Here is a 15370-nt window from a genome sequence, read left to right on the forward strand (position 1 = left end):
ATCTGTCTTTCAAATCCAGTTTCTCTAACGGTTTCATCTTTTTTAATATTTTTTCCATGTTTTCTCCTTTATTATAACATCAAAATCAAGTTACAGCAATATCGGACTTTGCACTACATTTATTTTTTTCTATCACAAATGAAAGGATGTATTTGTGAAGATTTGTCCAGGTTGAAGACACCTAGCGTCTATGTAACCTGTATTCGGGGCAAATATACCGCACAGTTAGCGTGCAGATGGCGAGAAATAACTTTCATAAACACTCTCTGGTTTATTTGAAGCCACGATATTTTTAGTTTACAGTTACTTATCAATCCTATGAATCATTCTCAGGGCATGAAAAGCCTCTAACATTAATTGGAATTCCTGGCGACTTGCCAGCACTAGATTTCTAAAAGATTTGTATTATATATAATAAGTTTATATTAATTTTAATAAATAGTCAATACTAAACTATTCTTATTATTTTTTTATATTTATTTTTATCTATACATATTTAGTGATATACAAGTTCTTCTATCTTATTATACTTCAATTACTATTTTAACAATATATCACTTGTTTGAATATACAACAGTATATTATTAAAATCAATTCATTCCATCGTTCTTCCCCGTTTTATGCTAAATCCATTTTCCCCCTTTACAGCCCATTCTTATCTATGATACGATATTATTATACTGAAACAAAACACACCATGCTCTCTATATGTTGGAGGGTACTAATGTAGTAACCAGTTGAGAATCAGTCTTTAGAGCCTGATTGAAAATTTGTCATTCCCATAACTGGCACGCCCATGTGGCTATAAGCAATTTTCCAACTACAATCTAACACATGTTTGAAAGGAGCATTTATGCGCTTATTAATAAAAAACGGACGAGTGATCGATCCATCCATTAATCGAGATGAAATATCTGATATTTTGGTTGAAGATGATAAAATCCTTAAAGTTGCTGAGAATATTCAGGAAGACGCAGATGAAGTATTAGATGCCGGAGGATGTTTTGTCATGCCGGGGTTAATTGATCTCCATGTGCATCTGCGGGAGCCTGGACTGGAATATAAAGAGAATCTGGAAACGGGTTCTATGGCAGCTGCCAAGGGCGGGTTTACTACCATCGTGGCAATGGCAAATACGCTTCCGGTGATTGACAGCGGGGAAAAGATCTCTGCCATTTACGAAAAAGCAGCAAGGCTCTCTCCCATTCATGTTCTTCAGGCAGGTGCGGTTACAAAGGGCATGCTGGGTGAAGAATTAGCGGATATTGCTTCTATGGCTGCATGCGGTGCGGCAGCCCTTAGCGAAGATGGAAAAACCGTCATGGATGCTGCGCTCTATCAGGAAGGCTTAAAAACTGCTGCCAGGTTTCATCTTCCGGTTCTGGATCATTGTGAAGATGCCGAACTAAAAGGTAAGGGTGTTATGAATGAATGTGAGACTTCGAAAAAATACGGCCTTCCGGGAATTCTCAATGAGGTGGAGGACCGGATTATCCAGCGGGACATCCAGCTTGCCCGTGAAACCGGAGCCAGACTGCATATCTGCCACTGTTCTACGAAAGGTTCTGTTGACCTTGTCCGCCAGGGAAAAGAAAATGGTATCCATGTAACAGCCGAAGTTTGTCCCCATCATTTTACACTGACGAGCGAAGATATTCCTGCTGATGATACTAACTATAAAATGGCCCCTCCTCTTCGTTCCAAAGAAGACGTGGATTCATTGATAAAAGGATTGGCTGATGGAACGATAGACGCCATCTCCACAGACCATGCTCCACATGCGGCACACGAAAAAGATAAGGACTGGCGTAAAGCTGCGTTTGGCATTGTGGGCTTGGAAACCGCTGTTCCTCTGACGATCACCAAGCTGGTTGAACCCGGATATCTGACCCCCATGATGATGGCAGAACGTATGAGCACATCTCCGGCACGTATCCTAGGCATCGATAAGGGAAGCCTGCTGGAAGGAAAGACTGCCGATATCGTCATCATAGATCCATCCTGCTCTTACAAAATTGATAAAAATACCTTTGTTTCAAAAGGGCGGAATACCCCCTTTCATAGCTGGGATGTAAAGGGAAGAGTAAAGGCAACTGTTTGCGATGGCAGGATCGTATACCGTGATTTATAAAAATCTGTTTTCAAAAAGGCATAAGCAGAATATCAGCTTATGCCTTTTTATTATCTTATCAAAACTGCCATTTTTCCCATTTGATTATACAGACTTTCGAAATCCTTTGCATTTCTAACTACAATCCCATCTAATGGATCATTGATTAAAACAGTGCCTTTTTCTTTATCATATCCGCATAGCACAACACAATGTTCTCTGCCATACCATCGGTAAGTCCTTCCGTTTTCATAGTAAGTCAGATCGGTGTATACCGGCTGCATCATATACATGGTGTTCCATACAATCACCGGACTGCCTGCTTCTACGTATTTATACAGCTTGGAAAATGAAGTTCCTGTCAGATCAACAGCCGATAGTCCGGAACGTTTCTCTCTCAAAAATTTATTAGCTGCATTGGTGATGGCTGGAGCATAGCATCCTGCCCCGTCATAGGATCTTGGGTTTCCAATATACGCAGAGACAAAATTATAGGAACTGTATTCCAGATAATTGTCTGCTATCGTTGTCTTCTTCAAAGGAAACTTATAATAATTCAGAACATTTGTCAGGGCAACGGATTCACATCCGGTAGGCAGTTCCGGGTTCTGCAGGATTGCATCCATTTTTATTTCATAAGATGCAGCCCGGGTCTTCGTCACGTTACCCTTTGCATTTACATAACTGTCCCCGACCCACTTTTTCGCTGCCATGATCCCGGTTTTAGAGTTAAAATAGTATTTTTTCCCGTCAATCGTATGCCATCCGGTATAGCGTGCCCCAGTTTTTTTGTTAGTATAATATCTATTGCCCTTTACCGTAAACCATCCTTTTTTCGTAACACCGGATTTCTTATAATAATACCATTTTCCTTTAATCTGCTGCCATCCGCCCCTGAAGTTTGGAATCCATTTTCCATCCCTTCCAACAAAATACCGTTTACTGCCTTCTCCAATCCACTGATCTGTAACCCTGTTTCCTTTTTTATCCACATAGTAATTACCGACCCAGCGGTTTTTCAATGCCTTTCCGTTAGTGTTATAGTAGCGGTATGTTCCCTGGGCGGTCTTCTTCCATCCTGCATCCGCCGTAATTGGCATGCATAATAGCAGGAACAATACCAGCAGTGTCAGCATTCCTGTTCTCTTTTTCATCTGTTTTCCCCCTGTTTCATTTGTATTTTGTGCAATTGTTTTTCCGCTTTTTCTGAATAACAAGTTATAAAATTTGCTGCTATTGTATCAAAACCGCCATCTGTCCAGTCAGATCATATATCGCCTCAAAATCAGCCGCATTACGTTCGATAATTCCGTCTAACGGGTCATTTACGGTAACGGTCCCTTTCTCTTTATCATAGCCGCACAGAACCACACAATGCTCTTTCCTGTACCAGCGATATGTCTTTCCATCTTCGGTATAAGTAGCGCCGGTAAATTGAGGCTGCTGCATATACATGGTATTCCATACCAGAACCGGCTTGCCTGACGCAATATAAGGATACAGGTCTTCCAAAGCTGTTCCGGATATATCTTCCGCTTTAAGCTCTGACTCCTTCTCTTCCAGATATTTGTTAGCCGCTTTTTTAATCGCAGGTGCATAGCAGCCTGCACCATTGCCGGATCTTGGATTACCGACAAAAGAAGATACAAAATTGTCGGAACTATAATCCAGATATTGATCTGCAATGGTCGTCTTCTTTACCGGAAAATCATAATATTTTAATACCATTGCCAATGCCACGGATTCACATCCTGTAGGAAGTTCCGGTTTCTGAAGAATATTCTTCATAGTTATCTGGGAACTTGACGGCAATTTTTTCGTTACTGTCCCATCCGGACCCACATATTTTTCACCAACCCACTGATTCATAGCCATTACCCCCGTTTCAGGATCAAAATAATATGTCTTATCGTCTATCACATACCAGCCGCTAAGCCTCTGCTCAGTAGTTTTATTCACATAGTATTTTTTTCCGTCCACTGTAAACCAGCCGGTCTCCAAAATGCCCTCATCCGTGTAGTAATACCATTTTTTATCTATCTCATACCAGCCTTTGGAAAACTCCTCAATAGCGTTTCCATCTGCTCCCAGAAAGACTTCTTCCTCTCCCTGTAGTACCCACATATTTTTTACGCGTTTTCCTTCGATATCCACATAGTAATCTTCTGTGACTTCATTTTTGATTAAATGTCTATTCAGATCAAAAGGGGGTATCTCACTCGCTTTTATCTTTTGCTCTTCCCGTTTTTTGCTTTGTTTTTCATCTTTCTTTTTATCTGTATGAATCTGTATATCTGTCTGTGTCTCTGTCTGTGATTCTGTCAGAGATTCTGTCTGCAGTACGTTATCTTCTGAGTTTTGTTTCATCCACTGGTTTAGGTCCAGCCAGCCCAGATTGTCATTTGCCTTGTCTTTAAGGCCATTTAGAATCTGGTCCGTACTATCCTGCTTGTTCTCTCCAAGAGATTTGGCGCTGATCGGAATACTGACCACTATCACCACCAGGATCACTGCGCAGGCAGCCCATTTCTTCTTCATCGGCAGATTCTCCTATTCTCATTTACATCTCTCTATTTTATAATGCCTTCTGTTTTTTTGCAAGCTACTATTCCTGAAATATTCTATTATAATCATTCCTTTTCTTTTATTTATCTCCCTGGACGAAGAATTTAGTCGGAACAAGCCGAAATTCTCAGTATGATTTTGCAGCACTTCTTGCCACAAAGAAAAACCTGATGCATAATAAATAGAAAAAGCATTTTATATGCTGGAGGCAATATGCAGAAAATACTATTTTTAGGCGACAGCATCACGGATGCAAATCGCAACTGGAAACCATATACAAAGGGACTGGGCGAAGGTTATGTACATATAATTGCCAACGAACTGGAAAAAAGCGCTTTCCATTATCATATCATAAATAAAGGACATGATGGTTTCACCGTACCAGCTCTGCTTCGAATGCTGGAACAGGACTGTATCCTGCAGGAACCTGATTATGTAAGTATACTGGTTGGGATTAATGATGTCGGAATATCCCTGAATACAAAAATTACTCTTAAGGAGCAGGGTTTTTTTAATAACTATACGCAATTAGTCCTCCGTGTTCAACAATATACGAAGGCTCGCATTATCTGCATGTCACCTTTTATTTTCCCATGCCCTCAGGAATATTACTCCTGGATTCCTGAAGTCAAATATGCCCAGGCATGCGTTCAAAAAACCGCTGCTGCAAATAACCTTTCCTTTATCCCCCTTCATGATCGGTTAAATGAGTCCGCAGCCCGGTATGGTTATCGTGAAATTACAACTGACGGCATTCATCTCACCATGAGAGGCCATGAAATTCTTGCTGAAGCATGGTTGAACTGCTTTTACAGTTTTACCAGGAATACTTAAAGTAAAATACACTTGACATTATATGTAAAGCGTACTATACTTTTATTGTAAAGTTAACTATACATTTAAAAGCTGCTCCCAGAAAGGAAGTGAATGGTTGCAAAATCGGATTCAAATACTTCGAAAAGAAAGACGAATTACCCAAAGCGAATTGGCAGATGCGGTGGATGTCACGCGTCAGACCATAATTTCCCTGGAAAATGGTAAATACAAATCATCCCTGGTACTGGCTCATAAAATTGCCCAGTACTTTCAATTAACAATAGAAGATATATTTATTTTTGACCTGAAGGAGGAGAATCTATGTTAATAAAAACCTTAACACCAACCGCTGCAAATGATCAGGAATTTGCCAAACTCCTGAAAAAACGTACCGGATACTTTTTTATATTAATCGCCCTGGGCATTATCACAATCTTATGCTCACTGTATTTCTCATCAGGAAACCATGCCTATCTCTCTGAATACACGCAAGGACTGTATTGCGGCATTGGTACCGGATTAATTTTAGGTGGAATACTATTAATCATTAAAATACGTATTACATTAAAAGATTCAAAAAAAGTCCATACTGCAAGGCTGAAAGAACAGGACGAACGGAACCAGGCAATTGCCCAAAAAGCAATGCACTCAGCATTACTTATCTTACTGGTATTGATATATCTTGTTATGCTGATTTCAAGTTTTTTTAACCTGATCATTTTTAAAACACTGTTGTGTACGGCCATGGCATTCACGCTTCTACTGGCAATCACAAAGTTTTATTACCAACGCAAGTATTAGCAATTATTCTTATATTAATATATATTTAGAAGGTGATGAAAATGAGAAATGACAACCCTAAAATGAAATTGCTCTATATCGGCTCTATGCTTATTCTAGCCGCTAACCTGTTGCGTATGGCGAATATTGCATTTATCCCGGAAGAACTATCCCACTTTTTATCAGGTATGGGAATCGGACTTATTCTCACTGCTGCTATTTTTCTGATTATAGCTCCGCGCACAAGCAAACAGATTAAATCATGGAAAAAATCGTTTACAAATTTGTTACTGCATAGGTTTCTAAAAAATTGATAAACATTCACCTGGGAAACTCACAATTAATTTAGTAAACTGATTCCTGTGTAAACCTATGTGAAATGGGAAAACCCACATGATTCTACACACAATCCTATGCAAAAAGGTATACGAACCGAAGAAATAAATGTTCGTATACCTTTTTGCATCCAATCCAGTATCCCAGACTAAATTTATATCAATCTTTCTATAAATTTTTTGTTCTATATGAAATAATAGACATCCCTCCCTACGCTTATTCCCACATCCGGAATCCCATTGCATCCAGTTTCCATAAATGAACCTTGCCGCTGTCTGCATTTATCATCAGGTCATGGACTTTTTCTTTCGGATAGAATCTGGTAGTCATAACTTTTTCACCATCATTAATAAAAACCTCCAGAATTGAGTTATCCACAAGTAAATGTATCTTATCCATCTTATCCACAAACACGGTTCTGGAAGTCCTTCCCGATGCCAGGCTTCCGCTCAGGCTCAGAACTATTTCCCTGCTGTTGGGTTTATATTTAATTACCAGATCTTGTGCAATGCGTATTTCAAATGCGAGGGATACGAAGAACTCTATTTCATACATGGACAGACCTTTCTGAACAAAACAGCCTGCAATCTCCTCTGATATTTTTTCCTGACGGAGCATCTGCAGTTCCTCAACGGGTCGCTGAAAGATTTGTCCGTTTTTCCATTCCAGCACCCGGGGTACACTCATACAATGCTGCCAATTTTCTTTTTGTGCCGTTGGATTTCTGTAATCTGCATCCGGCATCCCCGCCCAGCCAATCATGATCCTTCTTCCCTTTCCATCCTGAAATGTCTGGGGAGCGTAAAAATCAAATCCGTAATCCAACTCTGTAAAATCACTTAGCCTGCACTGTGACATGATTTTTTTATCTGCCGTAAAATAACCGCATTGATAGATATTCCGGTATCTGATCCCCTCTGGATTTACTCCCTGAGGGCATACAGCCAGTATATTCACTCCATCCAGTTGAAAATAATCGGGACACTCCCACATATATCCAAATGGATTTTCACTTGTTATCCGATCCCAGATCTGCCAGTTAACTTTGTCTTCGGATTCAAAGAGCAGTACTTCTCCAATATCTTCTCCCTGCACCGTTCCCCGTCGTCTGGCACCCTGTACCATATAATAGCGGTCACCCTCCCGCCAGACTTTGGGATCCCTTACGTGGCAGGTACAATTAGAAGGATAGTCCGCATTTGTCATAATGCAGTTTTTATTTTCAAAGCTTATACCGTCTTTACTGATGGCTAAAACCGTATTGGATTCTCTTCCTTTGTTTACATAGTCGAAGTCACCTAATAGTTTCACATTGCCGGTATAATACAAATACATCGTATCCTCTTCTATATATGCTGATCCTGAGTAGACACCATGGCAGTCATAAGGCTGGTCTGCATAGAGGGCAGTTCCCAGATACTCCCACTCCGTCAGATTCTTACTTTTATAATGTCCCCAGAACTTTACTCCACCATTTTCGTCAAAGGGAGAATATTGAAAAAAAACATGGTAGAATCCTTTATAATAGCATAGTCCATTTGGGTCATTCAGCCATCCGGTTACCGGCATCAGATGAAATCCCGGTCGCCACTGGTCATCATCCCATTCTTTAAAACCACTTTCCTCCTTCTCCCTTACAAGCTTCGCCAAATCTCTTTGCATCGCATTCATAATTTGCCACTCCTGTGATCTCTTAAATTAGCAAACTTCAATAATTATATCCTGTTCTTGTGCCACCTGCCCGGTTTTACAAATTACGTTTTCATAATCATCGGTGTTTGTGACAATTACCATTGTAGCTGCATCATAACCGGCTTCTTCAATGCCTTTACGGTCAAACTTAAGAAGTACATCTCCCCTCTTCACCTCTGCCTCTTCCTTCGTAAATGCCTGAAAGTATTTCCCTTTTAAATTTACCGTATCAATACCAACATGGATTAAAACTTCCAGACCGTCCGAATTGGTCAGTCCTATGGCATGTTTCGTCTCAAATAACGTAGTGACTGTGCCATCAAATGGTGCAACTACCCGATCTCCATCCGGCAGAATCCCAACGCCTTTTCCCAACATTTCAGAAGCAAATGTTTCATCCTGAACTTCTGATATGGGGATGACTCTGCCTTTCAAAGGACTGAAAACAGACTTATTTTCAGATGCTTCCATGATGTCCTTTGTATCTTTGGTGTCTTTGGTATCTCTGCCATTATTAAAGTCTTTAACCTGATTTTTATATCCAAACAGCCACGTCAGTACAAACGCCGTACCAGCAGAGATTAACATCATAATAAGATAATGCACCGGCTGATTCAGGCAAAGGAGAATCCCAAAGATACCGGTCACTCCTGTTCCTGTAGCTCCAAGCCCAACCACGGATGCATATAGCGCACCGCATGCACCTCCTATTGACGCCATGATAAAGGGCTTCACAAAACGAAGGTTTACACCGAAGATAGCAGGTTCTGTTATTCCCATAAATGCACTTAACGCTGACGGAACCGCCATAGCTTTTATTTTCAGATCCTTTGTCTTTATCGCCACAGCTAATGTGGCACCGCCCTGCGCCATATTCGCTGCTGAAGCAAGAGGCAGCCAGAAGGTCATTCCAAATTTTGCAATTTGTCCCAAATCTATAATGGTATACATGTGGTGTACCCCGGCTACTACTGTTGTGGCATAGGCACCACCCATAATAAAGCTGCCAATGCCCAGCGGCAAGGCAATCAGCCACTGTACTCCATCGAGAAGCCCATTTTCCACTGTTACAAAAACTGGTCCAATGATAGAAAGTGTTAAATATCCCGTTACAAACACACTGACCAAAGGTGTTACGAACAGATCAAACATCGCAGGCACGATTTTGTGAAGCCTTTTTTCAATCCGGGCAAGCACCCATACGGATATAATAACCGGTATGACATGCCCCTGATAACCTACCATGTCTACACTGTAAAGTCCAAACCAGACACTCTGTGTTGCCTGCACCCCCTCTGTTGCCACTGTCCAGGCATTCTGCAGATCCGGGTGAATCATAATCATACCGATTACTGCAGATAAGAAAGGATTGGCACCAAACACTTTACCTGCACTGTACGCAATCAGAATGGGTAAAAATGTATATGCCGTATTACTGAAGATCTTTGCAAACACATAGATAGAACTGGAGGTGTTAATATCCAGAAAACCATTGGCAGCCATAAAATTCAATGCTTCCATGATTCCCATCAAAAAACCACTGGCTACAATAGCCGGGATAATCGGAACAAAGATGTCACCTAATGTCTTAATCAGCCTTTGCAATGGATTAGCTTTAGACGCAGCAACCTGCTTTAACTCATCTTTACTGCTCTCTGAAATATCTGCAATCTGAATAAATTCATCATAGACTTTATTTACCACTCCCGTTCCAAGGATAATCTGCATCTGCCCCTGTGCGAAGAAGACACCTTTTACCCCATCAATATTTTCCACCTTTTCTTTATCCGCTTTTTCATTATCGGATATGACAAGCCGAAGCCTTGTTGCACAGTGGGCTGCAGAGATTAGATTTCCCTTCCCACCGATTTGTTCGTAAATCTCCCGGGCCGTTTTTCTGTAATCCATTTTTCTACCTCCTTAATAGCGCAAGCTTTCTTGTGCTATTCCTTAATTAGTAGTTTGAAACGCTTTCTGTTCCATACTTTCTTTTCTATGTGTGATCGATCTCACATCTTACAGAATATACACCATATAACATTCCCGACATTTATAAGAAATATTATATGGTATCGATCTCACTTCTATAATTGTATATTACACGCTTTTTGCAAAAATGTAAATTATGAAACTACGCCAAATTTCAGAGAATTATTTTGTGTAATTTTACTAATAATATGAATTCCATATATCAAAAATATACCGCATTTGTTATAGTTCAACATGCGGCATATCTTATCTGTTTCTCACAGAATTCCTTTGCATAATCTCATAGCCCAGCTTAAGCTTTTTTACATTGATCTCCTTTGCATCGATAAGATTTACCAGCATTTCGGCAGCTTCCTGCCCGCTCTGCTCATAAAAATATCTGGCTGTGGTAAGTTTTGGGGTAATTACCTTTGAGATTTGACTGTCACCCATACCCACAACAGAGATATCTTCCGGAATGCGCAGGCCTTTTTCCTTAATACATTCGATAGCACCAAGTGCAATGCTATCTGTGACGCATACCACTCCATCCAGATTCGGCTTGTCATCCAGAAGCTGCTTCATCTGCCGGTAACCGGATTCTGAATTAAACTCACAGACACGCATGGATTTACTGTCAACGCCTCCATATGCCGCCTGGAGTGCATTTAAGAAGCCTTCTTTACGATCCACACCTACCGCACGATCCTTTTCGGTAACTCCCAAATAACCGATATTACGGCATCCTGCCTGTATCATATACTGTGTCAGATCCTTCGCTGCGTGGTAATCATCATGAAAGACACTGCAATACCCTTCCAATTCCTGACCCAGGATCACCACAGGTGCATCCAGGGATTTTAATTCTTCAATATGCTTTTTTGTAAATACCGTAGCAATAAATACAATGCCATCCACGTGGTTGTTACGGAAGACATTGATATATTCCAATTCTTTTTGTATACTGTTTTCCGTATTGCCAAGCAATATATGATAACCGTTTTTTGTCAGATCCTTCGCTGCGTGGTAATCATCATGAAAGACACTGCAATACCCTTCCAATTCCTGACCCAGGATCACCACAGGTGCATCCAGGGATTTTAATTCTTCAATATGCTTTTTTGTAAATACCGTAGCAATAAATACAATGCCATCCACGTGGTTGTTACGGAAGACATTGATATATTCCAATTCTTTTTGTATACTGTTTTCCGTATTGCCAAGCAATATATGATAACCGTTTTTTGTAAGTATCTGGCTGATTCCATTTACCATATTGCTGATAGACTCTGAACTGATCTTAGGCACAATGACCCCGATCAGTCTCGACTTCTTAGTACGAAGTGCCTGGGCAGACATGGACGGTACATAACCAGTTTTGTCTATTACATCACGGATTTTTTCCCTTTTCTCGTCACTTATGTAGCCATTATTAAAATACCTGGAAACCGTAGCCCTGGAGACCCCTGCTAATTCCGCTATTTCGCTGATATTCATAATGTTTTCTGCCTTTCTTAAACACAAATTCATATTTTGAGGTATCGATTTCATAACAATTGTAAAAAAGCTCCCGCTATAAATCTAGCGGGAGTCTTATGCTCTTATACAAGCTCTAACAGAACTTCCATAGCTGCATCACCTTTACGAAGGCCAATCTTTACGATTCTTGTATAACCACCGTTACGGTCTGCATATTTAGGAGCGATCTCTGTAAATAATTTATCTACTAAATCAACCTGTTTTGCATTAGCTTTTTTACCAGCTGCTTCCTTCGGTACTTCCTTTACAGGATAAAGTACTTTTAACATCTGTCTTCTGGCATGAAGTCTGGAAGCATTGTCTTTTTTGATTTCTTTCTGAACTTCATCATAAACAGTAACTTTCTTACCATCTACAACTTCTTTTACTCTTTTGCCATCTTTGTCTTTACGTGCTACTTTTGCAGTAACAGTAACAGTTTCAAAGTTGTCTCTTTCTCTAACAGCCATAGCAATTAAGCCTTCTGCAACTTTGCGGATTTCTTTTGCTTTGGTTTCTGTTGTAACGATCTTACCATTGTGGAGTAAAGCTGTAACCTGGTTTCTGATTAATGCTTTTCTCTGACTGGAAGTTCTTCCAAGTTTTCTATAACCTGCCATTTTAAATTTCCTCCATATGTGGAACACTTAAGAATGCTCTTCGGGCTTACTTCCTAAATGCTTTTTTGTCCATAATGTTTTATTATTAAATCCCCGGCACAGCTGCCTTCCCAAAACAAGTTGGGAAAGTATCCCCCAGCAACTACTCGTCGCTTGGGTTCAACTGTAATCCAAGTTCTTTTAATTTGCCTAATACTTCTTCTAAAGACTTACGTCCTAAGTTACGAACCTTCATCATATCTTCCGAAGTCCTGTTACACAATTCTTCTACGGTATTGATACCGGCTCTCTTTAAGCAGTTGTAAGAACGAACAGATAACTCTAATTCATCAATGTTCATTTCTAACACTTTTTCTTTTTCATTGTCTTCTTTTTCAATCATTACTTCTGCGGATTTCGCATTTTCTGATAAGTCAATGAATAAGCTTAAATGCTCACTTAAGACTTTCGCTGCAAGGCTGACTGCTTCATCAGGAGCTAATGTTCCATTTGTATATACGTCTAATGTCAGTTTATCGTAATCGGTAATCTGGCCTACACGAGTATTCTGGACAGTCAGGTTAACGCGTTCTACCGGAGTATAAATAGAATCTACTGCTATTACACCGATCGGCATATCTTCGTTTTTCCCCTTATCAGCACTTACATATCCTCTGCCTTTTGTAATGGTAAGTTCCATGTATAATTTGCTGTCTGCACCACCATTTAAAGTTGCGATGACTAAGTCAGGATTGAGGATCTCAATATCCTGGTCTGCCTGAATATCAGCAGCTGTTACCACGCCTTCGCCTTCAAATTCGATGTATGCAACCTTAGCTTCATTCGTCTCACTGTTGTTCTGAATCGCCAGTGATTTGATGTTCATAATGATCTCAGTGACATCTTCTTTTACACCTGGAATCGAGCTGAATTCATGCAGCACACCTTCAATCTTTACCTGGCTAACTGCAGCTCCAGGCAATGAAGAAAGCATGATTCTTCTAAGAGAATTACCAAGCGTCGTTCCGTAACCTCTCTCTAAAGGTTCCACAACAAATCTTCCGTAGGTCTTATCGTCTGATATCTCAGCTATCTCAATTTTTGGTTTATTAAAATCGAACACTATAAAAGCCCCTCCTTTGGGTTATCATTTTTTTGAGGGTGACGAAATCACTTTAAGGATTATTTAGAATACAACTCGACGATAAGCATCTCATCAACTGGAACATCAATTGCTTCTCTGGCTGGAGCTTCTTTAACAGAAATTTTTAAAGCTTCTGCTTCAGTATCTAACCATTCAGGAACAAGTCTTCCACTTGTTGCATCTAAAATATCTTTGTATCTCTGAGAACCTTTGCATTTCTCTTTGATTTCGATAGTATCGCCTGCTTTTACTAAATAAGAAGGGATATTAACCTGTTTGCCGTTTACTAAAACGTGCTTGTGGTCAACGATCTGTCTAGCTTCTTTTCTAGTTCTTGCAAGTCCTGCACGGAATAATACGTTGTCTAATCTGGTCTCTAATAAGATCATCAGGTTAGGACCTGTCATACCCGTCATTTTCTCAGCTCTTTTATAGTAGTTTCTGAAAGGTTTTTCTAAAACTCCGTAAATGAATTTTGCTTTCTGTTTTTCTCTTAACTGCAAACCATACTCACTCATTTTACGGTTTGCTCTTTTTAATTCTCTAGTGGATTTTTTATCTATTCCTAAGTAAATTGGATCTAATCCAAGTGATCTACATCTTTTAAGAACAGGAACTCTATTAACTGCCATCTTACTCTACCCCTCCTATTAGACTCTTCTGCGTTTTGGTGGACGGCATCCATTATGTGGAACCGGAGTCACGTCTCTGATACTAGTTACTTCAAGACCACATGCCTGAAGAGCACGAATCGCTGCTTCACGTCCTGAACCTGGTCCTTTAACCATTACATCTACAGTCTTAAGACCATGTACTAATGCTGCTTTTGTAGCTGTTTCAGCTGCCATCTGTGCAGCATATGGAGTAGATTTCCTTGAACCTCTAAATCCCAGACCACCAGCACTTGCCCATGATAAAGCATTTCCTTCAGCATCTGTTAATGTTACGATTGTGTTATTGAAAGATGACTGAATGTGTGCCTGTCCGCGTTCAACGTTTTTCTTTACACGCTTTTTTGTCACTTTTTTGGTAACTTTTTTAGCCATTTTAAACTAACCTACTTTCTCATATTCTTTAATAAAGTTTATAATTTTCGTAAATACAATATTATTTCTTCTTATTAGCAACAGTTCTCTTAGGACCTTTTCTGGTTCTTGCATTGGTCTTTGTCTTCTGTCCACGAACCGGAAGTCCTTTTCTATGACGGATTCCACGATAGCATCCGATTTCCTGTAATCTCTTGATATTAAGAGCGATTTCTCTTCTTAAATCACCTTCTACAGTCTGTGTTTCATCAATTACGTCACGAATTCTTCCTACTTCTTCATCCGTTAAATCTCTGACACGAGTATCAGGATTCACCTTTGCAGATTCCAGAATTTTTGTTGCGCTTACTCTACCGATTCCGTAGATGTAAGTTAATCCAATTTCTACACGTTTTTCTCTTGGTAAGTCTACACCAGCAATACGAGCCATGTAATATTTCCTCCATTTTCTTGTAAGATCACGATGCCGCGCAGCCCATGCCTTTTGCACGTCTGAAATGTGTGCGCCCTTCGAAATCTTAATTATATTGTCCTTAATTGAGGCACGGATAGATGGTCCTGCCCAGCCGCATTGAAATACGACCTTTCCGAATGCCCCCCATTACTGAACGAGGTGGTATGCATGCATCCGGTATTATAAGCAATATATGGTGGAGCAAGTCTCCACTTTATATTGTCATCAGCAGTAACAACACACCCAGGTGAGTCCTGCTGCAGCCGCACTAAAATAAAACTTTTACAAACAGAATTAACCCTGTCTCTGTTTGTGCTTCGGATTTTCACAGATTACTCTGAT

General features: G+C 40.1%; 16 protein-coding genes. 5 read left to right on the forward strand and 11 right to left on the reverse strand.

Annotation, left to right across the window (positions count from 1 at the left end; genetic code table 11):
- The first annotated feature begins 853 nt into the window (after positions 1 to 853).
- Complete coding sequence (locus ACH2DQ_RS26275) at positions 854 to 2131, forward strand: dihydroorotase (RefSeq protein WP_394913697.1); 1278 nt, start codon at positions 854 to 856, stop codon at positions 2129 to 2131.
- A 50-nt stretch (positions 2132 to 2181) separates the two neighbouring features.
- On the opposite strand, the gene ACH2DQ_RS26280 is transcribed toward ACH2DQ_RS26275, so the two are convergent.
- Both ACH2DQ_RS26280 and ACH2DQ_RS26285 read right to left on the reverse strand, forming a co-directional pair.
- Complete coding sequence (locus ACH2DQ_RS26280) at positions 2182 to 3264, reverse strand: C39 family peptidase (protein ID WP_394913696.1); 1083 nt, start codon at positions 3262 to 3264, stop codon at positions 2182 to 2184.
- 79 nt (positions 3265 to 3343) lie between these two features.
- The gene (locus ACH2DQ_RS26285; protein ID WP_394913695.1) at positions 3344 to 4648 is read right to left on the reverse strand and encodes a C39 family peptidase; all 1305 of its coding nucleotides are present in this window, start codon (positions 4646 to 4648) and stop codon (positions 3344 to 3346) included.
- 240 nt (positions 4649 to 4888) lie between these two features.
- Between ACH2DQ_RS26285 and ACH2DQ_RS26290 the strand changes: the two genes are divergently transcribed.
- The 4 genes from ACH2DQ_RS26290 to ACH2DQ_RS26305 all read left to right on the forward strand — a co-directional run bounded on the left by ACH2DQ_RS26290 (position 4889) and on the right by ACH2DQ_RS26305 (position 6585).
- Positions 4889 to 5509 carry a GDSL-type esterase/lipase family protein gene (locus tag ACH2DQ_RS26290; RefSeq protein WP_394913694.1) on the forward strand — a complete coding sequence of 207 codons (621 nt, stop codon included), beginning with the start codon at positions 4889 to 4891 and terminating at the stop codon, positions 5507 to 5509.
- Between the two features lie 97 nt (positions 5510 to 5606).
- Entirely contained in the window at positions 5607 to 5819 is a 213-nt protein-coding gene (locus ACH2DQ_RS26295) for a helix-turn-helix transcriptional regulator (protein WP_394913693.1), read from the forward strand.
- Positions 5813 to 6292, forward strand: coding sequence for a hypothetical protein (locus ACH2DQ_RS26300; protein WP_394913692.1), 480 nt, complete (start codon positions 5813 to 5815; stop codon positions 6290 to 6292). The genes ACH2DQ_RS26295 and ACH2DQ_RS26300 overlap by 7 nt, the downstream gene beginning before the upstream one ends.
- A 41-nt stretch (positions 6293 to 6333) precedes the next feature.
- Positions 6334 to 6585: a hypothetical protein gene (locus ACH2DQ_RS26305; protein WP_394913691.1), complete on the forward strand. Its 252-nt coding sequence runs from the start codon at positions 6334 to 6336 to the stop codon at positions 6583 to 6585.
- A gap of 238 nt (positions 6586 to 6823) precedes the next feature.
- Here ACH2DQ_RS26305 and ACH2DQ_RS26310 read toward each other — a convergent pair whose 3' ends face one another.
- The 9 genes from ACH2DQ_RS26310 to rpmJ all read right to left on the reverse strand — a co-directional run bounded on the left by ACH2DQ_RS26310 (position 6824) and on the right by rpmJ (position 15370).
- Positions 6824 to 8278: a glycoside hydrolase family 32 protein gene (locus tag ACH2DQ_RS26310; protein ID WP_394913690.1), complete on the reverse strand. Its 1455-nt coding sequence runs from the start codon at positions 8276 to 8278 to the stop codon at positions 6824 to 6826.
- A gap of 27 nt (positions 8279 to 8305) precedes the next feature.
- Positions 8306 to 10207, reverse strand: coding sequence for a glucose PTS transporter subunit IIA (locus ACH2DQ_RS26315; protein WP_394913689.1), 1902 nt, complete (start codon positions 10205 to 10207; stop codon positions 8306 to 8308).
- A gap of 327 nt (positions 10208 to 10534) precedes the next feature.
- The gene (locus ACH2DQ_RS26320) at positions 10535 to 11764 is read right to left on the reverse strand and encodes a LacI family DNA-binding transcriptional regulator (RefSeq protein ID WP_395028651.1); all 1230 of its coding nucleotides are present in this window, start codon (positions 11762 to 11764) and stop codon (positions 10535 to 10537) included.
- A gap of 104 nt (positions 11765 to 11868) precedes the next feature.
- Positions 11869 to 12405: a bL17 family ribosomal protein gene (locus tag ACH2DQ_RS26325; RefSeq protein WP_027296206.1), complete on the reverse strand. Its 537-nt coding sequence runs from the start codon at positions 12403 to 12405 to the stop codon at positions 11869 to 11871.
- A gap of 142 nt (positions 12406 to 12547) precedes the next feature.
- Complete coding sequence (locus tag ACH2DQ_RS26330; protein WP_394913687.1) at positions 12548 to 13507, reverse strand: DNA-directed RNA polymerase subunit alpha; 960 nt, start codon at positions 13505 to 13507, stop codon at positions 12548 to 12550.
- Positions 13508 to 13566: 59 nt separating this feature from the next.
- Positions 13567 to 14160, reverse strand: a complete 594-nt coding sequence (gene rpsD / locus ACH2DQ_RS26335; RefSeq protein ID WP_394913686.1) for a 30S ribosomal protein S4 — start codon at positions 14158 to 14160, stop codon at positions 13567 to 13569.
- A gap of 18 nt (positions 14161 to 14178) precedes the next feature.
- Complete coding sequence (rpsK, locus tag ACH2DQ_RS26340) at positions 14179 to 14574, reverse strand: 30S ribosomal protein S11 (RefSeq protein WP_027296203.1); 396 nt, start codon at positions 14572 to 14574, stop codon at positions 14179 to 14181.
- Positions 14575 to 14635: 61 nt separating this feature from the next.
- A complete protein-coding gene (gene rpsM / locus ACH2DQ_RS26345; RefSeq protein WP_027296202.1) occupies positions 14636 to 15004 on the reverse strand; it encodes a 30S ribosomal protein S13 in 369 nt (122 codons plus the stop codon).
- Between the two features lie 318 nt (positions 15005 to 15322).
- Positions 15323 to 15370 carry a 50S ribosomal protein L36 gene (gene rpmJ, locus ACH2DQ_RS26350; protein WP_395028652.1) on the reverse strand — a complete coding sequence of 16 codons (48 nt, stop codon included), beginning with the start codon at positions 15368 to 15370 and terminating at the stop codon, positions 15323 to 15325.

It is taken from the genome of Robinsoniella sp., assembly GCF_034124845.1.